At 73.7% G+C, this 23,670-nt stretch carries 17 protein-coding genes; 14 read left to right on the top strand and 3 right to left on the bottom strand.

Annotated elements, in window-relative coordinates:
- Positions 1–79 precede the first annotated feature (79 nt).
- The 5 genes from miaA (at position 80) to hflX (ending at position 6,645) form a co-directional block, all read left to right on the top strand.
- Complete coding sequence (miaA, locus tag ABD345_RS15465) at positions 80–1,030, top strand: tRNA (adenosine(37)-N6)-dimethylallyltransferase MiaA (protein WP_344552662.1); 951 nt, start codon at positions 80–82, stop codon at positions 1,028–1,030.
- Positions 1,031–1,282: 252 nt separating this feature from the next.
- On the top strand, positions 1,283–1,768 hold the full coding sequence (locus ABD345_RS15460) for a hypothetical protein (RefSeq protein WP_344552660.1): 486 nt from the start codon (positions 1,283–1,285) through the stop codon (positions 1,766–1,768).
- Positions 1,769–1,817: 49 nt separating this feature from the next.
- Positions 1,818–2,696, top strand: coding sequence for a diaminopimelate epimerase (dapF, locus tag ABD345_RS15455; RefSeq protein ID WP_344552659.1), 879 nt, complete (start codon positions 1,818–1,820; stop codon positions 2,694–2,696).
- A gap of 192 nt (positions 2,697–2,888) precedes the next feature.
- Complete coding sequence (locus ABD345_RS15450; protein WP_344552658.1) at positions 2,889–5,144, top strand: RelA/SpoT family protein; 2,256 nt, start codon at positions 2,889–2,891, stop codon at positions 5,142–5,144.
- A gap of 1 nt (position 5,145) precedes the next feature.
- Positions 5,146–6,645, top strand: a complete 1,500-nt coding sequence (hflX, locus tag ABD345_RS15445) for a GTPase HflX (protein WP_344552657.1) — start codon at positions 5,146–5,148, stop codon at positions 6,643–6,645.
- A gap of 133 nt (positions 6,646–6,778) precedes the next feature.
- On the opposite strand, the gene ABD345_RS15440 is transcribed toward hflX, so the two are convergent.
- Both ABD345_RS15440 and ABD345_RS15435 read right to left on the bottom strand, forming a co-directional pair.
- Complete coding sequence (locus ABD345_RS15440; protein ID WP_344552656.1) at positions 6,779–7,930, bottom strand: trypsin-like serine peptidase; 1,152 nt, start codon at positions 7,928–7,930, stop codon at positions 6,779–6,781.
- 118 nt (positions 7,931–8,048) lie between these two features.
- Entirely contained in the window at positions 8,049–9,188 is a 1,140-nt protein-coding gene (locus ABD345_RS15435) for a trypsin-like serine peptidase (RefSeq protein ID WP_344552655.1), read from the bottom strand.
- A gap of 281 nt (positions 9,189–9,469) precedes the next feature.
- Between ABD345_RS15435 and ABD345_RS15430 the strand changes: the two genes are divergently transcribed.
- From ABD345_RS15430 to ABD345_RS15410, 5 genes are read left to right on the top strand one after another with little or no spacing between them, the layout of a single operon-like run.
- Complete coding sequence (locus tag ABD345_RS15430; protein ID WP_344552654.1) at positions 9,470–11,236, top strand: IucA/IucC family protein; 1,767 nt, start codon at positions 9,470–9,472, stop codon at positions 11,234–11,236.
- Positions 11,128–11,799 carry a GNAT family N-acetyltransferase gene (locus tag ABD345_RS15425; protein ID WP_344552700.1) on the top strand — a complete coding sequence of 224 codons (672 nt, stop codon included), beginning with the start codon at positions 11,128–11,130 and terminating at the stop codon, positions 11,797–11,799. The genes ABD345_RS15430 and ABD345_RS15425 overlap by 109 nt, the downstream gene beginning before the upstream one ends.
- On the top strand, positions 11,796–13,172 hold the full coding sequence (locus tag ABD345_RS15420; protein ID WP_344552653.1) for a lysine N(6)-hydroxylase/L-ornithine N(5)-oxygenase family protein: 1,377 nt from the start codon (positions 11,796–11,798) through the stop codon (positions 13,170–13,172). Before ABD345_RS15425 ends, ABD345_RS15420 begins: the two co-directional genes overlap by 4 nt.
- Entirely contained in the window at positions 13,153–14,931 is a 1,779-nt protein-coding gene (locus ABD345_RS15415; protein WP_344552652.1) for an IucA/IucC family protein, read from the top strand. The genes ABD345_RS15420 and ABD345_RS15415 overlap by 20 nt, the downstream gene beginning before the upstream one ends.
- 13 nt (positions 14,932–14,944) lie before the next feature.
- The gene (locus ABD345_RS15410; RefSeq protein WP_344552651.1) at positions 14,945–17,035 is read left to right on the top strand and encodes an ATP-dependent DNA helicase; all 2,091 of its coding nucleotides are present in this window, start codon (positions 14,945–14,947) and stop codon (positions 17,033–17,035) included.
- A gap of 116 nt (positions 17,036–17,151) precedes the next feature.
- On the opposite strand, the gene lexA is transcribed toward ABD345_RS15410, so the two are convergent.
- Positions 17,152–17,877 carry a transcriptional repressor LexA gene (gene lexA, locus ABD345_RS15405; RefSeq protein WP_344552699.1) on the bottom strand — a complete coding sequence of 242 codons (726 nt, stop codon included), beginning with the start codon at positions 17,875–17,877 and terminating at the stop codon, positions 17,152–17,154.
- A 438-nt stretch (positions 17,878–18,315) separates the two neighbouring features.
- On the opposite strand from lexA, the gene nrdR reads away from it, so the two are divergent.
- From nrdR to ABD345_RS15385, 4 genes are all read left to right on the top strand, one after another.
- Positions 18,316–18,792, top strand: coding sequence for a transcriptional regulator NrdR (gene nrdR / locus ABD345_RS15400; RefSeq protein ID WP_344552650.1), 477 nt, complete (start codon positions 18,316–18,318; stop codon positions 18,790–18,792).
- A gap of 179 nt (positions 18,793–18,971) precedes the next feature.
- The gene (locus ABD345_RS15395) at positions 18,972–21,851 is read left to right on the top strand and encodes a vitamin B12-dependent ribonucleotide reductase (RefSeq protein WP_344552649.1); all 2,880 of its coding nucleotides are present in this window, start codon (positions 18,972–18,974) and stop codon (positions 21,849–21,851) included.
- Between the two features lie 225 nt (positions 21,852–22,076).
- Complete coding sequence (locus ABD345_RS15390) at positions 22,077–23,210, top strand: hypothetical protein (RefSeq protein WP_344552648.1); 1,134 nt, start codon at positions 22,077–22,079, stop codon at positions 23,208–23,210.
- Between the two features lie 118 nt (positions 23,211–23,328).
- The gene (locus ABD345_RS15385; RefSeq protein WP_344552647.1) at positions 23,329–23,631 is read left to right on the top strand and encodes a hypothetical protein; all 303 of its coding nucleotides are present in this window, start codon (positions 23,329–23,331) and stop codon (positions 23,629–23,631) included.
- Positions 23,632–23,670: the final 39 nt, after the last annotated feature.

Here is a 23,670-nt window from a genome sequence, read left to right as displayed (position 1 = left end):
GGTCAACGAGCCCGCGACACGGGAGGTGCCCGGGTTTTGCGAGACTGGGGAGGTGAGCGGTTCCTCTTCTTCCCCTTCTGTGCGTTCCGACGCCCTGCCCCGGGTGGTCTCGGTGGTCGGCGCCACGGCGGCCGGCAAGTCCGACCTGGCGGTGGCGATCGCCCGCGAGCTCGGCGGGGAGGTGGTGAACACCGACTCGATGCAGCTGTACCGGGGCATGGACATCGGCACCGCCAAGCTGACGGCCGAGGAGCGGGCCGGCGTCCCGCACCACCTGCTGGACGTGTGGGAGGTGACCGAGACCGCCTCGGTGGCCGAGTACCAGCGCCTCGCGCGGGCGGAGATGGACCGGCAGCTGGCGGCGGGGCAGGTGCCGGTGCTGGTCGGCGGGTCCGGCCTGTACGTGCGGGCGGCGGTGGACGAGATGGAGTTCCCCGGCACCGACCCCGAGGTGCGGGCCCGGCTGGAGGAGGAGCTGGAGCGGGTCGGCTCCGGAGTGCTGCACCGGCGGTTGGCCGGCCTCGACCCGGCGGCGGCGGCGGCGATCCTGCCCAGCAACGGGCGGCGGGTGGTCCGGGCGCTGGAGGTCATCGAGTTCACCGGGCGCCCGTTCACGGCCAGCCTGCCGACCCAGCGGGCGGTGTACGACGCGGTGCAGATCGGCGTCCGGGTGCCCCGTCCGGAGCTGGACCGGCGGATCGAGCTGCGGGTGGACCGGATGTGGGAGGCCGGGCTGCTCGACGAGGTGCGGGAGTTGGAGGCGGCCGGGCTGCGCGAGGGGCTGACCGCGAGCCGGGCGCTCGGCTACCAGCAGGTGCTGGCGTTCTTCGCGGGGGAGTGCACCGAGGACGAGGCGCGGGCGGAGACCGTCCGGGCCACCCGCCGGTTCGCCCGGCGGCAGGAGTCCTGGTTCCGCCGGGACGACCGGATCCACTGGCTGGACCGCCCCGAGGGCGCCGATCCGGTCGGGCTGCTGGGCCGGGCACTGGAACTGATCCACCGTCCGGAAGAACCCGGCAGGGCGGGCTGACCGGCGCATTTCGGCTGTCCGGCGGCCCGATCCGGCCAGGCCCGCGGCGTCTGCACCGGCAGACGCAGGTGCAGAAGGCACCGGCGGTCACGACCGGATCACGTCCTGGCATCGGATCACCCGATCAAGCCGTGGGACCCCCTGCCGGAGTGTTGGTACGTGCCATCATCGGTAGCACCGAGGCCCGGCACGCGGGCCGGCCTCACTGCCCGCGAGCCCCGGAGCTCGTGTCGAGCCGTCAGGGGAGGCCGCGTGTCAACGGGTACCGGCCCCGAAACCGATGAGCTGCTCGGCGACGTCTCGGACGGGTCCGAGACCCTTCCCGAGCTCGCCGTCCCCACCACCTCGTACGCGGTCGCGCTGCCCGCCATCGACGACCTGGCCGCCGCGCCGGGCGTGGTCCACGAGCGGGACATCCGGCCGCGCCGCCGACTGCGCTGGTGGCAGATCCTGCCGATCGCCGCGACGCTGATGTTCGGCTCGCTGATGTTCGCCTTCCCGCTCGCCTTCGGCAGCGAGGGCGCCACCGCGATGATCGGGATGCTCGGCCTGCTGATCACCTCGGCCTCGGTCGGCTGGGGCGCGATGGCCGGCCGCCGGGCCGGCTACAAGTGGCCGGGCGTGCCCCGCCGGGGCAGCGGCGAGCGGGCGGGCTGGAAGGCCATCGTGCTGTACACCCTGCTGGCCGCGGCGGCCGTCGCGCTCGCCGTCTGGCGGGTCGTCCACCTGCGCGGCTAGCGCCGCACCGCGGGCCGGTCGCCCGGCGGCCCCCGTTACCATCGGCGGTGTGAGCGAGCGCAGCGGAACCAGCGGAACGGCCTTCCTCAAGGGGCACGGCACCCAGAACGACTTCGTGATCGTCCCGGACCCGGACGGTCGGCTCGACCTGTCGGCGGCGGACGTCGCCGCCCTGTGCGACCGGCGGGCCGGGATCGGCGCGGACGGCGTGCTGCGGGTGGTCCGCTCGGCGGCCGAGCCCGCCGCGGCGGGGATGGCCGGGCAGGCCGAGTGGTTCATGGACTACCGCAACGCGGACGGCTCGATCGCCGAGATGTGCGGCAACGGGGTGCGGGTGTTCGCCCGGTACCTGGTGCACGCCGGGCACGCCGAGCCGGGCGAGCTGGCGGTGGCCACCCGCGGCGGGGTCAAGCGGGTGCGGATCGCCGAGGACGCCCCGGACGGCACCCCGGGCGAGGTCACCGTGGACATGGGCCGCGCCGTGTTCCCCGGCCCGGACGACATCACCGTCACCGTGGACGGGCGGACCTGGCCCGCGCTGAACGTCAACATGGGCAACCCGCACGCCGTCGCCTTCGTCGCGGACCTGGCGCACGCGGGCCACCTGCTCGACGCCCCGGCCACCGCCCCCGCGGGCGCCTACCCGCAGGGCGTGAACGTGGAGTTCGTGGTGGACCGCGGCGAGCGGCACGTGGCGATGCGGGTGCACGAGCGCGGCTCCGGCGAGACCCGCTCCTGCGGCACCGGCGCCTGCGCCGTCGCGGTGGCGGCGATCCGGCGCGACGGGGCCGACCCGGCGGTCACCGGCGAGTCCGCGCGCTACACGGTGGACCTGCCCGGCGGGCGGCTGGTGATCGAGGAGTTCCCGGACGGCCGGATCGAGATGACCGGCCCCGCGGTGATCGTCGCGGAGGGCGTGCTCGCCTGACGGCCGGTCAGTGCGACGGGGGGTCAGGGCGACGGCGGGTCAGCTCCCGCTTCCCAGACCGCTCTCCGGCTAATCCGCCCGTTCGAGTGATCCGGGTGACAGAGGGGAAGCGGGGGCTCGCGCAACGTGCTCTGCTCGGTAGCATGGACCACCGGGTCGGCCGTCGCTCCGGTGTTGCTGCCGGAGGTGCAGATGACCATCCGCTCCGAGTTGGCGGGTTCGCCGTCCAAGCAGCAGGCGGGCCGGTTCAGCCGTGCGGCGCTCGGCCGGGCCGGCCGGGCGGCACTGCTCGCCACCGGGCGGACGCCCGTCCCCGACGCCATCGAGCCGATCGTCCAGGCCCACCGGGTGCACCACCCGCAGGCCGACGTACCGCTGCTGACCAGGGCGTACCGCCTCGCCGAGGAGAGCCACCGGGGGCAGACCCGGAAGAGCGGCGAGCCGTACATCACCCACCCGCTCGCGGTCACGATGATCCTCGCCCAGCTCGGTTCGGACACCACCACGCTGGTCGCCTCGCTGCTGCACGACACCGTCGAGGACACCGAGGTGACCCTGGCGCAGGTCGCCGAGGACTTCGGGCCCGAGGTGGCGTATCTGGTGGACGGCGTCACCAAACTGGAGAAGGTCGACTTCGGGGCCGCCGCCGAGCCCGAGACCTTCCGCAAGATGCTGGTCGCCACCGGCGACGACGTCCGGGTGATGGTGATCAAGCTCGCCGACCGGCTGCACAACATGCGCACCATCCGGCACATGAAGCCCGCCAGCCAGGTGCGGATCGCCAACGTCACCCGGGACGTGCTGATCCCGCTCGCCGAGCGGCTCGGCATCCAGGTGGTGAAGGCGGAGCTGGAGGACATCGTCTTCGCCACCCTGCACCCCGAGGAGTACGGGCGCACCGGCGCGGTGGCCGGCGGCTGGACGGACGGCGTGCTCGCCCCGTTCGCCGCCGAGCTCGGCCGCCAGCTCGCCGAGGCCGGCGTCCCCGCCGCCGTGACCGTCCGCCCCCGGCACCTGGTCTCGCTGCACCGGCTGATGATCAAGCGCGGGGCCGGGCCGGACGGCGCCGGGCTGCGGCCCGCCGACTTCGGGCGGCTGCTGGTGGTGGTCGAGGAGAACGCCGACTGCTACGCCGTGCTCGGCGAGCTGCACACCTGCTGGACGCCGCTGCCCGGCGAGTTCAAGGACTTCGTGGCCGCCCCCAAGTTCAACCTGTACCAGTCGCTGCACACCGCGGTCGCGCTGCCCGGCGGCGAGGTGGTCGAGGTGCTGGTCCGCACCCGGCGGATGCACGAGGTCGCCGAGACCGGCGTGGTCGCCCTCGGCGACCCGCGCGCCGCCGACCGGCAGGGCGCCGCCGACGACCCCGAGGACCGCACCGACCCGGCCCGCCCCGGCTGGCTGGCCCGGCTGCTCGACTGGCAGCAGGACACCCCCGACCCGGACGCCTTCTGGTCCGCGCTCACCGCTGACCTGCGCGACGACCGCGAGATCACCGCCGTCACCGAGGACGGCGCCACCCTGCACCTGCCGGCCGGCTCCAGCTGCCTGGACGCCGCCTACCAGCTCGGCGAGGAGACCGGCCACCGATGTATCGGCGCCCGGGTCAACGGCCGGCTCACCGCGCTCTCCACCGAACTGCGCGACGGCGACATGCTCGGCCTGCTGCTCGCCCCCGACGGCGAGGACAGCGGCCCGGACCCGCAGTGGCTGGAGTACGTCCGCACCCCCGGGGCCCGGCTCGCCGTCGCCCGCCGGCTCGCCGCCCGTCCGGCCGCCCCCGAACTGCCCGAACAGCCCGCCGCGAACACCGCCCCGGCCCCCGCCGCACCCCCCGCGCCGCCCGCCGCCGCCCCCGCGGAAGTGCCCGAACTGCCCGGTGCCACCGTCCGGTTGGCCCGCTGCTGCACGCCCGTCCCGCCCGACGAGGTGACCGGCATCGTGCTGCGCGGCGGGGCCGTCGCGGTGCACCGGGCGGGCTGCCCCACCGGCGTCCGGATGCTGCGCGGCGGCCGGCACGCCGCCGCCGTCCGCTGGCTGCCCGGCGGCGCCCCGCAGTGGGGCTACCGGGCCACCCTGCACGCCGAGGCGCTCAACCGCCCCCGGCTGCTCGCCGACCTCACCGCGGCGATCTCCGGCGAGGGCGTGTCGATCTTCTCCGCCGAGGTCGAACCGCCCCGCCAGCTGCGGGTCCGGCACAGCTACACCCTCGAACTGCCGGACGCGGCGGCGCTGCCCGCGGTGATGCGGGCGATGCTCCGGGTCTCCGGCGTGTACGACGTCTACCGGCCCAGCGGGCCGGAGGCGGCGGCGGGGGCGGGTGCCGGGGCCGAGGAGGCCACTGGTAAAAGGGATGGCTCGGACACGGCGGACGTGCCACCATCGTGGGGAATTCACGGCGGCTCCGCCGTGTTGTCCGAGAGCACGATCCGATCAACCCAAGGATGAAATGACCTCCACGTTCGACAGCCGCACCCGATCGGGCGAGTCCGCCAACCGACTCACCGACCTCAAGGCGGAAGCCCTGATGGACGAGGACCTCGCGGCGATCGACGAGGGCCTCGGCAACTACGACGGAGAGCAGTACGACCGCACCGAGCGCGCCGCGCTCCGCCGCGTCGCCGGCCTCTCCACCGAACTGCAGGACGTCACCGAAGTCGAGTACCGCCAGCTCCGCCTGGAGCGCGTGGTGCTCGTCGGGGTGTGGACGGACGGCACGCTGGAGGAGGCGGAGAACTCGATGGCCGAGCTCGCCGCCCTCGCCGAGACGGCCGGCTCCGAAGTCCTGGACGGCGTGATCCAGCGCCGCGACAAGCCCGACGCGGCCACCTACATCGGCTCCGGCAAGGCCAAGGAGCTGCGCGACATCGTCGCCTCCACCGGCGCCGACACCGTGGTCTGCGACGGTGAGCTCACCCCCGGCCAGCTGATCCACCTCGAAGACGTGGTCAAGGTCAAGGTCGTCGACCGCACCGCCCTGATCCTGGACATCTTCGCCCAGCACGCCAAGTCCCGGGAGGGCAAGGCGCAGGTCTCGCTCGCGCAGATGCAGTACATGCTGCCGCGCCTGCGCGGCTGGGGCCAGTCGCTGTCCCGGCAGATGGGTGGCGGTGGCTCCGGCAGCTCGGGCGGCGGCATGGCCACCCGCGGTCCCGGTGAGACCAAGATCGAGACCGACCGGCGGCGGATCCGCGAGAAGATGGCGAAGCTCCGCAAGGAGATCGCCGAGATGAAGAAGGGCCGCGACACCAAGCGGCAGGAGCGGCGGCGCAACCACGTCCCGTCGGTGGCCATCGCCGGTTACACCAACGCGGGCAAGTCCTCGCTGCTCAACCGGCTCACCGGAGCCGGCGTCCTGGTGGAGAACGCCCTGTTCGCCACCCTGGACCCGACGGTCCGCCGGGCCCAGACCCCGAGCGGCCGGCTCTACACCCTGGCCGACACGGTCGGCTTCGTCCGGCACCTGCCGCACCACCTGGTCGAGGCGTTCCGGTCCACCATGGAGGAGGTCGCCGACGCCGACCTCATCCTGCACGTGGTGGACGGCTCGCACCCCGAGCCGGAGACCCAGCTGGCGGCCGTCCGCGAGGTGGTCGTCTCGGTCGACGCGCAGAACGTGCCGGAGATCGTGGTGATCAACAAGGCCGACGCGGCGGACCCGCTGGTCCTCCAGCGCCTGCTGCGCCGCGAGCCGCACGCCATCGTGGTGTCGGCCCGCAGCGGCCAGGGCATCGAGGAGCTGCTCGAACTGATCGACCGGGAACTGCCCCGCCCCGCGGTGGAGATCCGGGCCCTGGTCCCCTACACCCGCGGCGACCTGGTCTCCCGGGTCCACGCGGAGGGCGAGCTGATCTCCACCGAGCACACGGCGGACGGCACCCTGCTGCACGCCAAGGTGGCGACGGTGCTGGCCGGCGAGCTGGAGAAGTACGAGGTCGTCACGGCCTGACGCGGCCGGACCGACCCGACGGGCGGGCGGCGCACCCCCGGGTGCGCCGCCCGCCCGTCCGTTCCCGGCGGCCTTTCCGTTCTCGCCCGCCGGTCCGTTCCCGGCGGCCCGTCCGGGCCTCCGTCCGGTCCGGTCAGCCCGAGACGAAGGCGTCGAACAGGTTCTTCGCCTCGGGGCCCAGGGTCGGGCCGGCCTGCCAGCCGGACACCGGGTCGCCGATCGAGACGTTGGAGAACAGCACCGCCTTGCCGCCCTGCTTGGTCAGCCAGCCGCCGCCGGAGGAACCGCCGGTCATGGTGCAGCCCATGATGAGCATCGGCGGGCGCGAGGGGTTGTAGGTGAACGGGACCAGCGCGGTGTTGGAGTCGCAGTGCTCCAGCTCCTCGCCGTCGAACGGCGAGTCGGCCGGGTAGCCGTACGCCTTCGGGGCGGCGATGTCCGCCTGCTTGAGGTTGAAGGCGATCGGGACGGAGCCGCCGACGGCCTCCTCCAGCGAACGGGTGTCGTCGAGCGGCGCCACCCGGACGATCGCGAAGTCGAACTGGCTGGCCTGGTTGCCGACGTGCAGGCCCTCCCGGGTCCACTGCGGCGGCACCACCATGTTCTGCGCCACCCAGCGGCCCAGCGGGGCGATGTCCTGCCAGTCCTCCGGCTGCTTGCCGTGGCTGGAGGCGCCGGAACGGTTGTAGCCGGGCAGGAACATCAGCTGCTTGTCGTAGTCGCTGCCCTTGCCGCCGTGCACGCAGTGCGCGGCCGTCCACACCAGGTTGCTCTTGCCGGGGTGCTGCGGGTCGGTGACCACGGTGCCCGAGCAGGAGTGGTCCTCGCCCTCGGCGTTCTTCAGGATGATCCGGCCGAGCAGGGCGGTGTCCGGGCTGTACGGGTGCGGCACGGCCTTGGCCGGGACGGACGGCGGGAGCACCACCTTCTGCAGCGACGGGGCCTGCTTCTCCGGCGTGACCGAGGTGCCGCCGCGCGGCGCGACGGGCTTCTCCTGGTCCCAGAAGTGCTTGATCGTCGCGAAGTCCTCCGGCTTGAAGCCGTTCTGGGAGGCCCACTTCTTCCAGTCGTCGGCACCCCAGTTGGGCACCTCGGCGAGGAACTTCTGCACGTCGGCGATGTCGACGGAGGGCTTCGAGGAGGTGGAGGACGGCTGGGCGGAGCTCGCCGCCGGGCTCGGGTCGGCGCTCTTGCTGCAGGCCGCGGTGCTGACGGCGAGCACCGTCACCAGGGCGGCCGCGGCCGCGTTCCTGGTACGGCGGGCTATGCGGCGCTGATCGGTCATGGGTGTTCCCCCGTGGTCGGTGTGCTGGACAGCGGTGTACTGGACGTCGGAGCGCCGGACGCCGGCGGGCCGGGCGTCGGGGCGCGGGGCGGCGGCGGGAGGCCGCCCGGAGGAGCGGTCACTTCTGCGAGATGTAGGCGAGTGCCTCCCGGGCCACGTCCTCCAAGTAGGGGCCGTTCAGGGTGGTGTGCGCCGAGCTGCCGATCGAGGTGTTGCTGACCAGGCGCTGGCGGCCGTCCGGCCCGTCGGCGAACCAGCCGCCGCCCGAGGCGCCGGCCGTCATGGTGCAGCCGATCACCAGCATCGGCGGCCGCGCCGGGTCGAAGCTGCGCGAGCCCGGCCGGCCGGAGTCGCAGCGCTCCAGCTCCTGGCCGTCGAACGGCGCCACGGCCGGGTACCCCCAGGCCTGGATCGACAGCTGCTCGCGCGGGGCGTCGAACCACACCGGGACGGCGGTGCCGATCGCCTCCTCCAGCGAGCGGGTCTCGCCCGCCGGGCCGTGCACCTTGATCACCGCGAAGTCGTACTGGTTCGCGGCGTCCCCGCCCTTGGTGCCCTCGGTGGTCCACAGCGGCGAGGTGATCACCTTGTCGGCCCACCACTGCCCGAGCGGGGCGACCTCGGCCAGCGTCGCCTTGCGGTGGTCGCCGGCCGCGCCGGAGCTGTTGTAGGCGGGCACGAACACCAGGTTCCGGTACCAGTCGCCGCCCTTGCCCTCGTGCACGCAGTGCGCGGCCGTCCACACCAGGTTGCTCCGGCCGGGGTGCTGCGGGTCGGTGACCACGGTGGCCGAGCACTGGCCGGTGCCGCCGTTCGGCGCGGTCATGAACACCTTCCCGGACGCCGGGTAACTGGTGTACGGGCGCGGCACCGGCTGCGCGGCCACCGGCGGCGGCGGCGCGGCGGACGGTACGGCGGCGGACGGCACGGCGGACGCGGTCGGTGCGGTCGGGCTCGCGGTGCTCGGGCCCGCGGGGCTCGGGTTCGCCGACGCCGCTGCGGACGGGCTCGCGGCGGACGGGTCCTCCGGTGCCGGGGCGGGCTGCTGCGGCGGGGCCTGGTCCATCTTCTCGGCGCTCCACAGGCCCGGTACCACCGGGTTGCGGAAGCCGTGGTGCTGCGCCCAGCGGTCCCACTCGGAGAACCCCCAGCGCTTCAACTCGGCGAAGTCGCGCGGACTCCCGTCGCCCCCGTCGCCGGTCGGGGTGCAGGCGGCCGCCCCGCCGACCAGCACGGCGACCGCGGACAGTACGGCCACCACCCTCCGTGCCCTCACCATCGCCCCCCGAGTGAAGAAAAGCGTTCCCCGGGCCAGTCTTTCATCCGGGCGCGGCACGGCAGCGGGGTGGGGCCCGGCTGTTGGCGACCGGTCATCGAACCGTGATGGTGACGGTCCGTCAGGGTGCCGCGCGCTCACACCTGGGAGTGAGTGATCGATCGAAACTCACCGGAACGAGTGAGCCGATCTTGTGCCCGGCGGTACGGGATAGGTAACCCTTACTTGAAGCCCGATGGCAGCCACCGGCTCAAGGAGCGGATTTGACCAGCACCCTCACCGGCGTTCCCCCGACCGTCCGGCCGGCGGCCGGGCACCCCGACCCGGACCCGCTGCTCGACCCCGACCCGGCGGTGGCCGCCGAACACGCCGCGACCGAGAGCCTGTTGCGCTGCTGGGCCCGGGAGACCGCGGCCGAACGCCCGGACGGCGACCTGCTGCGCATCCCGGTGCTCGGCGGCGCCGCGCAGCTGTCCGCGCCGGTGCGGCACTGGTCGGCCTGCGGCTGGCACCGCTTCGGCCCCGCCACCGTCTCCACCGGCGACGTCGGGCACCCGGTCGACGCGGTCACCGTCGCCGCCCTGGTGGCCGGCGCCACCGGCCGCCCCGAACCCGGCCAACTCGCCGACCTGACCGCCCGGGTGGCCGACTCGGTGGGCCGCACCGCGGAGATCCTCACCCACCGCCGGGCGATCTCCGCCGCGCCCGCGGACGCGTTCCTGCGCGCCGAGCAGTCCCTGCTGCTCGGCCACCCGCTGCACCCCACCCCGAAGAGCCGCGACGGCCTCGGCCCCGCCCAGTCCGCCGCGTACTCCCCGGAACTGCACGGCAGCTTCCGGCTGCACTGGTGGGCCGTGCACCGCTCGCTGCTGGCCGGGGACTCCGCCACCGGCACCCCCGTCGAGCGGCTCACCGCCGAGCTGCTCGGCCGCCCGCTGCCCGCCGGGACGGCCGCCCTGCCGCTGCACCCCTGGCAGGCCAGGGAGCTGGCGCTGCGCCCGGCCGTCGCCGACCTGCTGGAGCGGGGCCTGCTCACCGACCTCGGCCAGCACGGCGAACCCTGGCACCCCACCAGCTCGGTGCGCACCGTCTGCCGCCCCGGCACCCCGTGGATGCTCAAGCTCTCGCTGGGCCTGCGGATCACCAACTCCCGCCGGGAGAACCTCCGCAAGGAACTGCACCGCGGCGCCGAGGTGCACCGGCTGCTGGAGGCCGGCCTGGCCGCGCGGTGGCAGGCCGCCCACCCCGGCTTCGACATCGTCCGCGACCCGGCCTGGATCGGCGTCGACCACCCCGCGCTGGCCGACCCCAACGGCCTGGACACCGTGCTGCGGCAGATGCCGTTCGGGCCCGCCGACCGGGCGCTGTGCGTGGCCGGGCTGGTCGCCGAGCAGCCCGTCGGCGTCGGTCGAATCGGCTCGCAACTCTCGGACGTCATCGGCGAGTTGGCCGCCCGTACCGGCCGCCCCGGACCGACCGTCGCCACCGAGTGGTTCCTGCGCTACCTGGACGCCGTGGTCCTGCCGGTCCTCTGGCTGGACGGCCGGGCCGGCATCGCGCTGGAGGCCCACCAGCAGAACAGCCTGGTCCTGCTGGACACCCTCGGCTGGCCGGCCGGCGGCCGCTACCGCGACAACCAGGGCTACTACTTCCGCGCCTCGCACGCCGACCGGCTGCACGCCCTGCTGCCCGGACTCGGCGCCCACAGCGACACCTTCGTGCCGGACGCGGTCGCCGACGAGCGCTTCGCCTACTACCTCGGCATCAACCACGTGCTCGGCCTGATCGGCGCCTTCGGCTCCCAGGGCCTCGCCGACGAGCAGCTGCTGCTGGCCGCGCTGCGCCGCTTCCTGACCGGCCCCGCCGCCACCGCCACCGGCTCCGCGCTGCCCGCCCACCTGCTGGACGCGCCCACCCTGCGCTGCAAGGCCAACCTGCTCACCCGGCTGCACGGCCTGGACGAACTGGTCGGCCCGGTCGAGACCCAGTCGGTGTACGTCGAGATCGACAACCCGGTGGCCCGGGCGTGATCCCGGAGACCGGGACGATACCCACCCCGGCCGGTGAACTCGTCCTGCGCACCGTGCGGTCGGCCGCCGACCTGGACCTGCTCACCGGCTGGATGAACGACCCGGACACCGACCGCTGGTGGGCCCTCGCGGGCCCGCCCGGCACCACCGCCGCCCACCTCGCCGCCCAACTCGACGGCGACGGCCGCAGCCGCCCCGTGCTGGCCCTGCTCGACGGCGCGCCCACCGGCTACTTCGAGCTGTACCGGGCCGACCTCGACCCGCTGGCCGCGCACTACCCCGCCCGCCCGCACGACCTGGGCCTGCACCTGCTGCTGGCCCCCGCCGCCCGCGGCCGGGGCCTGGCCGCCCCGCTGCTCGACGCGATCGCCGCCCGGCTGCTGGAGCGCGAACCCCGCTGCACCCGGGTGCTCGCCGAGCCCGACGTCCGCAACACGCCCTCCGTCCGGGCGTTCGCCCGCGCCGGGTTCACCCGCGTCGCCGACCTCGACCTGCCCGACAAACGCGCCGCCCTGATGATCCGCCGGCGCGCCGACACCCCGCCGCTACCTAGGACGACATGACCTCCCACGACGACACGGCAGGCCAGCAGCCCGAGCCGTACGACCTGATCGGCGTCGGCATCGGCCCGTTCAACCTCTCGCTGGCCGCGCTCGCCGACCGGGCCGAGACGGTCGGCGCGCTGTTCCTCGACGCCAGGCCCGAGTTCCGCTGGCACCCCGGCATGCTCGTGGACGGCGCCCGGATGCAGGTCCCGTTCCTGGCCGACCTGGTCACCCTGGTCGACCCCACCAACCCCTGGTCCTTCCTCAACTACCTGCGCGAGCAGCAGCGGCTGTTCCCGTTCTACTTCAGCGAGCGCTTCCAGCTGCCCCGCCGCGAGTACGAGCACTACTGCCGGTGGGCCGCCGACCGGCTGCCGAACTGCCGCTTCGGCAGCCCCGTCACCGCCGTCCACTGGGACGCCGGGGAGCGGCTCTACCTGGTGCACGCGGCGGGCGCGGTGCACCGCGCCCGCAACCTGGTGCTCGGCACCGGCACCGAACCCGTCCGCCCCGAAGCCTTCGCCCCGCTGCGCAGCCACCCCGCCGTGCTGCACTCCGCCGACTACCTGACCCGGCGCCGCGACCTGGCCGCCGCCCGGGACGTCACCGTGGTCGGATCCGGCCAGTCCGGCGCCGAGGTCTTCCTCGACCTGCTGCGCCACCGGGCCGGCGACGGCACCCGGCTGCGCTGGCTCACCCGCACCCGGGCGATCGCCCCGATGGAGTACTCCAAGCTCGGCCTGGAGCAGTTCACCCCCGACTACACCCGCTACTTCCACGGCCTGCCCGCCGACGTCCGGGACGCCCTCGTCCCCGCCCAGTGGCAGCTGCACAAGGCCGCCAGCGCCGAGACCCTCGCCGAGATCCACGACCACCTGTACGAGCGCACCGTCGGCCGCCCGATCGACGCCGAACCGGTCGAGATCCTCCCCGGCACCGCCGTCACCGAAACCGGCCGGGGCCCCCGCGGCGGCCTCGAACTGCACTGCCGGCACGGCGACTCCGGCCGCCGCCACCTGGTGCGCACCGAAGCCGTGGTGCTCGCCACCGGCTACCGGGCGGTGCGCCCCGCCGCCCTCGACCCGATCGCCGACCTGATCGACTGGGACGAGCAGGGCCGCTACCGGGTCGACCTCGACCACCGGGTCGCCACCCGGCCGGAACTCACCGGCGGTCTGTACGTCCAGAACGCCGAGCTGCACACTCACGGTGTCGGCACCCCGGACCTCGGGCTCGGCGCGCACCGCGCCGCCGTGATCCTCAACGCCGTCGCGGGCAAGGCCCTCCACCCGCTGCCCCACCGCACCGCCTGGACCACCTTCGAGCCGCCGACCGCCGCCGTGCTCCCGCGACCCCAGGAAGGAACCGAGCGTGCCGCAGCCAGCCGCTGACCCAGTCCTCCACCTGCCGCCCCAGCTCACCGCCGAGCACTGGCGGGCCGCCGGGCGCGACCTGCTCGCCAAACTGCTCGGCGAGTTCGCCTACGAGGAACTGCTGCAGCCGCGGGCCGAGGGCGGCGGCCGCTACCTGCTGCGGCTCCCGGACGCCGACTACCGCTTCGCCGCCCGCCGCTGCGCGTACGGGAGCTGGCGGGTCGAGGCGGCGTCGATCGAGGGCGGCGACGACCCGCTGCGCTTCCTCCAGCAGGCCCGGCACGTGCTCGGGCTGAGCGGCGACACCACCGGCCACCTGGTCCGCGAGCTCACCGCCACCCTGATCGCCGACGCCCACCTGCGGGCCACCGCGCTGACCGCCGCCGAACTCGCCGACCTCGACCACGTCGCCCTGGAGGGCCGGCAGAGCGGCCACCCGTGGATCGTCGCCAACAAGGGCCGGCTCGGCTTCTCCGCCACCGACGCGGCCGGCTGGACCCCGGAGGCCCGGCTGCCGCGCCCCCTGCCCTGGCTCGCCGTGCACGAGAGCCTGGCCTCCTTCCGCGGCGACCCGGCCATCTACGAGACCGAGCTCGACCCCGCCTTCCGCAACCAACTCGGCGACCGCGCCCACGAGTTCCACCTGCTCCCGGTCCACCCCTGGCAGTGGGACGAGACCGTGGTCGGCCTGTTCGCGCCGTGGATCGCCGACGGCCGGATCGTCCCGCTGCCCACCGACGGCGACCTGCGGCTGCCCCAGCAGTCGATCCGCTCCTTCTTCAACCTCAGCCGCCCCGACCGCTGCACCGTCAAACTGCCGCTCGCCATCCTCAACACCCTGGTCTGGCGCGGCCTGCCCACCGAACGCGCGCTCGCCGCGCCCGCCGTCACCGCCTGGATCCACCACCTGCGCGACACCGACCCCTACCTGCGCGACGAGTGCCGGGTCGTGCTGCTCGGCGAGATCGCCTCCGTCACCGTCGAGCACCCGCTGTACCGGGACCTGCCCGACGCGCCCTACCAGTACAAGGAACTGCTCGGCGCGATCTGGCGCGAACCGCTCGGCCGCTACCAGGAACCCGGCGAACGGGCCCGCACCCTGGCCGCGCTGCTGCAGACCGGCTCGGACGGGCGGGCGCTGACCGCCGAACTCGTCACCCGCTCCGGGCTGGCCCCCCGGGAGTGGGTGCGCCGGCTGTTCGCCGCCATGCTGCCGCCGCTGCTGCACTTCCTGTACCGCTACGGCCTGGTGTTCTCCCCGCACGGCGAGAACGCCATCGTGCTCTTCGACCGCGACGACGTCCCGGTCCGGCTCGCCGTCAAGGACTTCGTCGACGACGTCAACCTCAGCGACCAGCCGCTCGCCGAACTCGCCGACCTGCCCGCCGAGATCGCCGGGGTGCTCAACCGGGAGGCCCCCGACTACCTCTGCCAGTTCCTGCACTCCGGCCTGTTCATCGGCGTCTACCGCTACCTCGCCCCGCTGCTGGAGGACCAACTCGGCCTGCCCGAGGACGAGTTCTGGGAGCTGCTGCGGGCCGAGATCCTGCGCTGCCAGCGCCGCTTCCCCGAACTCGCGGACCGACACCGGCTGTTCGACCTGTTCGCGCCCCGGATCGACCGGCTCTGCCTGAACCGCAACCGGCTGCTGCTGGACGGCTACCGGGACCGGCCCGACCGCCCGCACGCCGCCGTGCACGGCCAGGTCGACAACCCGCTGCACGCCGCCGTGCGCCTTCCCGCCCAACCGGTCCGGGTTGTCAGTCCCGCCCCGTAGGCTGGGGGGCGTCATGACGAACGACACCACCGCACCCCTGCCCGGCGGCCCGGAGACGGCCGAGCCCCCCGCGCCGGTCCCCGCCTCCCGCATCCCCGAGCTGCTGCACGCCGCCGTCGCCGCCGTCGGCGGAACGGAGCGGCCCGGGCAGGTCCGGATGGCCGAGGCCGTCGCCGCCGCCGTCGACGAGGGCGAGCACCTGCTCGTCCAGGCCGGCACCGGCACCGGAAAGTCCCTCGCCTACCTGGTGCCCGCCCTCGCCCACGGCGACCGGGTGGTCGTCGCCACCGCGACGCTCGCCCTGCAGCGCCAGCTCGTCGAGCGCGACCTGCCGCGCACCGTCGAGGCCCTGCACCCGGTGCTGCGCCGCCGGCCGCTGTTCGCCATGCTCAAGGGCCGCTCCAACTACCTGTGCCTGCACCGCGCCAACGAGGGCACCCCGAGCGACGAGGGCGAGGGCCTGTTCGACCCGGTCGACGCGCTCGGCGGCCCCACCGGCAAGCTCGGCCAGGACGTGCTCCGGCTGCGCGACTGGGCCGAGGAGACCGAGACGGGCGACCGCGACGACCTCACCCCCGGCGTCTCCGACCGGGCCTGGGCCCAGCTCGCCGTCACCTCCAAGGAGTGCCTGGGCGCCTCCCGCTGCGCCTACGGCGAGGAGTGCTTCGCCGAGCAGGCCCGCGAGCGCGCCAAGCTGGCCGACGTCGTGGTCACCAACCACGCCATGCTCGCGATCGACGCGATCGAGGGCGCCCCCGTGCTGCCCGAGCACGGCCTGCTGATCATCGACGAGGCGCACGAGCTGGTGAACCGGGTCACCGGCGCGGCCACCGCCGAGCTCACCGTCGGCGCCGTCAACCGGGCGGTCAAGCGCGCCGCCAAGCTCGCCAACGAGAAGGCGGTGGACGCGCTCCAGGCCGCCGCCGAGAACTTCCACGGCCTGATGGAGACCGCCCAGCCCGGCCAGGTCGACGAGCTCCCCGAGTACCTCGGCTACGCGGTGGCCGCCGTCCGGGACGCCTGCCGCCAGGTGATCACCTCCCTCGGCGAGACCCGGGACAAGGGCCTCACCGACGAGGACGCCGTCCGCAAGCAGGCGATGGCCTCCGCCGAGACGCTGCACGAGACCGCCGACCGGCTGCTCACCGGCTCCGAGTACGACGTGATCTGGATCGAGCGCTCCGACCGCTTCGGCCCGGGCACCGCCTCGCTGCGGGTCGCCCCGCTGTCCGTCTCCGGCCTGCTCCGGGAGAACCTGTACCGGGACCGCTCGGTCGTCCTCACCTCCGCCACCCTCAAGCTCGGCGGCGACTTCAACGGCGTCGCCGGCTCGCTCGGCCTGCCCGGCGAGACCAGGCTCCCCGACCACCGCACCCCCGACGGCCCCGCCGCCGAGAGCGGGGAGGACGCCCCGCCGTACTGGCGCGGCCTGGACGTCGGCTCCCCGTTCACCTACCCCAAGCAGGGCATCCTCTACGTCGCCAAACACCTGCCGCCGCCCGGCCGGGAGCCCGACCGGCCCGAGATGCTCGACGAGCTCGCCGAGCTGATCGGCGCCGCGGGCGGCCGCACGCTGGGCCTGTTCTCCTCGATGCGGGCCGCCCAGACCGCCGCCGAGAAGCTCCGCGAACGCCTCGACGTGCCGATCCTGCTCCAGGGCGAGGACACCCTCGGCGAGCTGATCAAGGGCTTCGCCGCCGACGCCGAGACCTGCCTGTTCGGCACCCTCTCGCTCTGGCAGGGCGTCGACGTCCCCGGCTCCGCCTGCCAGCTCGTCGTGATGGACCGGATCCCCTTCCCGCGCCCCGACGACCCGCTGATGAGCGCCCGGCAGAAGGACGTCGAGGCGCACGGCGGCAACGGCTTCATGGCGGTCGCCGCCACCCACGCCGCGCTGCTGATGGCCCAGGGCGCCGGCCGGCTGGTCCGGGCCGCCGACGACAAGGGCATCGTGGCCGTCCTCGACCCGCGGCTGGCCACCGCCCGCTACGGCGGCTTCTTCCGCTCCTCGATGCCGGACTTCTGGTACACCACCGACCGCAACCAGGTCCGCCGCTCGCTGGCCGCGATCGACGCCTCGGCCCCGCCGGTCAAGCAGCGCTGAGCACGGGCGGGCAGCGCCGAGCACGGAGGAAGCGGCGCCGGGCGCACGGAAGGCCGGTCCCGCCCGGGACCGGCCTTCTCCGTCATGCTGCCGTACTGCTGCCGTGCCGCGGTGGGTCAGAGGCGGCGGAGCACCGCCACCACCTTGCCGAGGATCGTCGCGTTGTCGCCCGGGATCGGCTCGTACGCCGCGTTGTGCGGCATCAGCCAGATCTTGCCGTCCTCGCGCTTGAGCCGCTTGACCGTCGCCTCGCCGTCGATCATCGCGGCGACGATGTCCCCGTTCTCGGCGACCGGCTGCTTGCGGACGGTCACCCAGTCGCCGTCGCAGATCGCGGCCTCGATCATCGAGTCGCCCTTGACGGTGAGCGCGAACAGCTCGCCCTCGCCGACCAGTTGGCGGGGCAGCGGGAAGACGTCCTCCACGGTCTGCTCGGCCAGGATCGGGCCGCCGGCCGCGATCCGGCCGACCAGCGGCACGTACGAGGTGGACGGCCGGCCGGAGGTCTCCGCGGCGGCCGGGCGGGCCACCTCGACGCCGCGCACCTCGTAGGCGCGCGGGCGGTGCGGGTCGCGGCGCAGGAAGCCCTTGCGCTCCAGCGCCATCAGCTGGTGGGCGACCGAGGAGGTGGAGGAGAGGCCGACCGCCTGGCCGATCTCGCGCATGGACGGCGGGTAGCCGCGCCGCTGGACGGAGTCCCGGATGACCTCGATCACCCGGCGCTGGCGCTCGGTCAGACCGGCCTCGTCGGTGCGGATGCCGGGCGGGCGGCCGGGGAGGGAGCGGACGACGGGGGCGGGCGCACCGGGCGGGGTCTCCTCGATCGGCTGACTGCGGCTCATGGTCTGGTCCATGCTCTCCTGGTCAGTGGTGCGCGCGGAACGCTCCTGCACCGGGATGGCGGTCTTGGTTTCGGCGGTGTGCATGACGCTGGTGGCGCTGGGGGTGGACATCGCGGCGACCCTCTCGTCGGGCTGGTGCTCCATCTGCCCAGCTCAACTGGCCCCTCTATCGAAAGGTTGCGCCAAACACACGTTCGAGTGAATTTATTCGAGGTCGGCTGACTTGATCAAGGCTCCGGGTGTAAGTCGATTGCTTGTTCGACTCGAACAGTCTATGGCGCCACCCCGCGGCCTGTCCCCGAAACCGCGCGTTCACTCGGCGTGGCGTCGTGCCAGCCACTAGATCTAGTGGCTAGTCTCCTCGATCGGGCACAGGTGTTGTGTTCGGGTAGAGTGTGGCGAGTTGTTCGCCGTCGGGTCGCAGGGAGGGAGTTCCAGGTGCACTGCCCCTTCTGCCGGCATCCGGACAGCAGAGTCGTGGACAGCCGGGCCAGCGACGACGGGAGCTCGATCCGCCGCCGCAGGCAGTGCCCCGACTGCAGCCGGCGGTTCACCACCGTCGAGACCGCCACCCTGATGGTGATCAAGCGCAGCGGCGTCACCGAGCCCTTCTCCCGCGAGAAGGTCATCTCCGGCGTCCGCAAGGCGTGCCAGGGCCGCCCGGTCACCGAGGACGCGCTGGCCCAGCTCGGCCAGCGGGTCGAGGAGTGCGTCCGGGCCAGCGGCAGCGCCGAACTCTCGACGCACGACGTCGGATTGGCCATACTCGGCCCCCTGAAGGAACTGGACGTGGTGGCGTACCTGCGGTTCGCCTCCGTCTACCGCGCGTTCGACAACCTCGAAGACTTCGAGGCCGCGATCGCGGAGCTGCGCTCGGAGCGGCCCGCGGTCCCCGAGCCGGTGCCCGTGCCCTAGCGCCCGCGCCGGCCGCCCCAACCCACTTTTTCCACGCAGTCATCGCAGTCAGCGCAGTACCAGCAGCACCCGGCACGGTGGTGGGGTTCCCCCATGCCCGCGCACGGACGGAACGAACCAGTCGTGCCCGGACTTTTTCGGGCACTTCGGGCGTTTGCCCAGGAGGAGGAGCAGGAGCAGTGACAGACACCACGAGCGGGTCCGCACGAGGGTCGAAGTCGGACAAGGCCGGCAAGGGGGCCAAGGGCCCCAAGGCCGGGCTGCGGCTGGAGCGCATCTACACCACCCCTGGGGTCCACCCGTACGACGCGGTCACCTGGGAGCGCCGTGACGTGGTGATGACCAACTGGCGCGACGGGTCGATCAACTTCGAGCAGCGCGGCGTCGAGTTCCCCGACTTCTGGTCGGTCAACGCGGTCAACATCGTCACCAGCAAGTACTTCCGCGGCGCGGTCGGCACCCCGCAGCGCGAGTGGAGCCTGAAGCAGATCATCGACCGGGTGGTGCTCACCTACCGCGCGGCCGGCGAGAAGCACGGCTACTTCGCCTCCCCGGACGACGCCGAGGTGTTCGAGCACGAGCTGACCCACGCCCTCCTCCACCAGGTCTTCAGCTTCAACTCGCCGGTCTGGTTCAACGTCGGCACCCAGCAGCCGCAGCAGGTCTCGGCCTGCTTCATCCTGTCCGTCGACGACTCCATGGACTCGATCCTCGACTGGTACAAGGAAGAGGGCATGATCTTCAAGGGCGGTTCCGGCGCGGGCCTGAACCTGTCCCGGATCCGCTCCTCCAAGGAACTGCTCTCCTCCGGCGGCAACGCCTCCGGCCCGGTCTCCTTCATGCGCGGCGCCGACGCCTCGGCCGGCACCATCAAGTCCGGCGGCGCCACCCGCCGCGCGGCCAAGATGGTCGTGCTGGACGTCGACCACCCGGACGTCGAGGCCTTCATCGAGACCAAGGTGAAGGAGGAGGAGAAGATCCGCGCACTGCGCGACGCCGGGTTCGACATGGACCTGGGCGGCGACGACATCACCTCCGTCCAGTACCAGAACGCCAACAACTCGGTCCGCGTCAACGACGAGTTCATGACCGCGGTCGAGAAGGGCACCACCTTCGGCCTGCGGGCCCGGATGACCGGCGAGGTCATCGAGACCGTCGACGCCAAGGGCCTGTTCCGCAAGATGGCCGAGGCCGCCTGGGCCTGCGCCGACCCGGGCATCCAGTACGACTCGGTGATCAACCACTGGCACACCTGCCCCGAGTCCGGCCGGATCAACGCCTCCAACCCGTGCTCCGAGTACATGCACCTGGACAACTCCAGCTGCAACCTGGCCTCGCTGAACCTGATGAAGTTCCTCCGCGACGACGACAGCTTCGACGCGGCCAACTTCGCCAAGGTCGTCGAGCTGGTCATCACCGCGATGGACATCTCGATCTGCTTCGCCGACTTCCCGACCGAGAAGATCGCCGAGACCACCCGCGCCTACCGCCAGCTCGGCATCGGCTACGCCAACCTCGGCGCCCTGCTGATGGCCACCGGCCACGCCTACGACTCCGCGGGCGGCCGCGCCCTGGCCGGCGCGATCACCTCGCTGATGACCGGCACCGCCTACCGCCGCTCCGCCGAACTCGCCGCCGTGGTCGGCCCGTACGACGGCTACGCCCGCAACGCCGCCCCGCACCAGCGGGTCATGAAGCAGCACGCGGACGCCTCGGCCGCCGTCGCCCCGCTGGACGAGCTGGACGGCCCGGTCTGGTCGGTCGCCAACGAGACCTGGGCCGACGTGGTCCGCCTCGGCGAGCGGAACGGCTTCCGCAACGCGCAGGCGTCGGTGCTCGCCCCGACCGGCACCATCGGCCTGATGATGGACTGCGACACCACCGGCGTCGAACCCGACCTGGCCCTGGTCAAGTTCAAGAAGCTGGTCGGCGGCGGCTCGATGCAGATCGTCAACGGCACCGTCCCGCGCGCCCTCAAGCGCCTCGGCTACCAGGACGAGCAGGTCGAGGCGGTCGTCGCGCACATCGCCGAGCACGGCAACGTCATCGACGCGCCCGGCCTGAAGGCCGCCCACTACGAGGTGTTCGACTGCGCGATGGGTGAGCGGTCGATCTCCCCGATGGGCCACGTCCGGATGATGGCCGCGATCCAGCCGTGGATCTCCGGCGCCATCTCCAAGACCGTCAACATGCCGGAGAACGCCACCGTCGAGGACGTCGAGGAGATCTACTTCGAGGCGTGGAAGCTCGGCGTCAAGGCGCTGGCGATCTACCGCGACAACTGCAAGGTCGGCCAGCCGCTCTCGGCCAAGACCAAGACCCCGGCGGCGACCTCGGCCCCCGCCCGGGCCGCGGCCCCCGCCGTCGAGAAGGTCGTCGAGTACCGGCCGACCCGCAAGCGCCTGCCCAAGGGCCGCCCCGGCATCACCACCTCCTTCACGGTCGGCGGCGCCGAGGGCTACATGACCGCCAACTCCTACCCGGACGACGGCCTCGGCGAGGTCTTCCTGAAGATGTCCAAGCAGGGCTCGACCCTCGCGGGCATGATGGACGCCTTCTCCATCGCCGTCTCGGTCGGCCTGCAGTACGGCGTCCCGCTGGAGACGTACGTCGCCAAGTTCACCAACATGCGCTTCGAACCGGCCGGCCTGACCGACGACCCGGACGTGCGGATGGCGCAGTCCATCGTGGACTACATCTTCCGCCGCCTGGCCCTCGACTTCCTGCCCTTCGAGACCCGCTCCGCGCTGGGCATCCACTCCGTCGAGGAGCGCACCCGGCACCTGGAGACCGGCTCGTACGAGCCGGTCGAGGACGACGTCGACATCGAGTCGCTGGCCCAGTCCGCCCCGCTCGCCCCGGAGAAGCCGCACGTCGCCCTCCCGCTGGTCGAGCAGCCCAAGGCCGCCCCGGCCGCGCACAACTCGACCGAGCTCGCCGAGATCCGCCTCGGCCTGAACGCCGACGCCCCGCTCTGCTTCTCCTGCGGCACCAAGATGCGCCGCGCGGGCAGCTGCTACCTCTGCGAGGGCTGCGGCTCCACCAGCGGCTGCAGCTGACACCCGGAGCGGCCGCCGGTCCGCCCACGTGCGGGCCCGTCCGCCCGTCCGCCCGTCCGCCCGGGCGGGCGGGCGGTTCGGCGTCCGGGGCTCGGCGTCCGGGTTGGGACGACGGGGTTCGGACGGCGGGGTGCGGTCGACGGGGTGCGGCGGAGGCTTGTCCGGGTCGGGGGCCGCTGCCATGATCGGCGGCATGACGAAGAGAATCGAACCCGCCGCCCGCCGGTGAGCGCGACCGGCGGCCCCGGGGCCCGGACGAGCCTGTACGACCACGCGGCGGAGCTGCACCGGTGGGCCCCGGACGGGCCCCTGCCCCGGAACGGCGAACCGTACCCGGACGACGGATCGCACCGCGGCCGGAAACTCCCCGAAGCACCCGAAGGCCGCAGCGCCCGGGCCGCCGCCGTCGCCCGCGTCCTGGACGCCCACTTCGCCCGGCCCGACGCCCCGCCGAGCGCCCTGGAGTGGTCCTTCCACGACCTGCACGTCCCGTTCCACCGCCACGAGGCCATCGCGGCCGCCGCCCGCCGGGCCGGCGCCGACCGCGCCCGGCACACCGGGCGGTGGCTCGTCCGGCACGCGGGCGACCGGTGCTCGGCCACGGTCGGGCTCGCCCTGCTCGCCGAGACGGCCACGGCGGACGACGTCCCGCTGATCCGGACCGTCGGCCTGCTCTCGCACCGCTTCGGCCCGCTCGCGGCGCACGCCCTGGAGCGGCTGCCGGGCGGTCCGGAGGCCCTGCGCTGGCTGGCCGACCGGGTCGAGGGCTGGGGCCGGGTGTACGTGGTCGAGGCGCTCTGCCGCCTCGACGACCCGGCGGCCCGCCCCTGGCTGCTGCGCCGGGCGGTCGACGGCGACGGCCTCAACGGCTACTTCGCGGGCCGGGTGGCCACGGTCGGCAGGCTGCACGAAGCGCTCGCGGAGTTCGGCCACGACGTCGAACTGCTCGACCACACCGGCCGGTTGCTGTTTGTCATGGAAGACTGCGAGGGCATGGGCATGTCCCTCCGGCGCTACCCCCACGCCGCCGCCGTCCTGGCGGCCCACGCCCGGAACACCGGCCGCCTCCCCCCGACCGTCGAGCGCTTCCTCGTCGCCGCCGTGCTGGCGGGGCACCTGGCCGCCGAGCCCACCGGGGCTGCCGGGCCGGGCGGGGCCGTCGAGCCGGGCGGGGAGGCCGACGGGGTGTGGCGGGCCGCCGCGCTCGCCGCCTACCTCGCGGCCCTCGACCGGGACGACTGGTGCGCGACGGCCCGGGCCGCCCTCGCCGCGGGGGACGGGCGGATGCGCTGGCTCGCCGACTCCGGGCCGTCCCGGATCCGGCTGCGGGCGTTCGCGGACCACCGGGTCCGGGGGTAGCGGCCCGCCACCGGTGGTAACCTCCGGCCGTTCGATCCGCCTCGACGAGGTGCGGAGGTCACCCGCGTACGGGGGCGTGCCGGAGGGCTACCCGTGCCGAAGGGTCAACGACCGGAGCGTGGAGAATCTACGAGGTGCGCTCACGCGGTACTACCCGTCGATCCCGGCGCACCTGGTGGAGCCGGTGCGGGAGCACCCGGAGGGCGGGCACGAGGGGTGGATGGGGCCGGAGGAGCGGCTGCCCCTGGTGCGCCGCGTCGGCCTGTTCAGCAGCCGTTCGATCAAGCGCGGTCCCGCCTGCTTCTCCCGGCTGGCGGTGGCCTGGTACCAGCTGGGCCCGGAGCTGACCGACCTGGCCGGGGCGGTGCCGGGGCTGGTCGGACTGCCCCGGGACGAGCTGGCCGAGGACTGCGAGTACTGAAATCCCTTTCCCCGCCCGCCCGTCCGGGCCGTACGGTGC

Origin of the sequence: Kitasatospora saccharophila (genome assembly GCF_039529925.1) — a bacterium.
Classification (GTDB): domain Bacteria; phylum Actinomycetota; class Actinomycetes; order Streptomycetales; family Streptomycetaceae; genus Kitasatospora; species Kitasatospora saccharophila.
The sequence above is the reverse complement of the archived record's forward strand: the minus strand, read 5'-3'. Positions and strand labels throughout refer to the sequence as shown.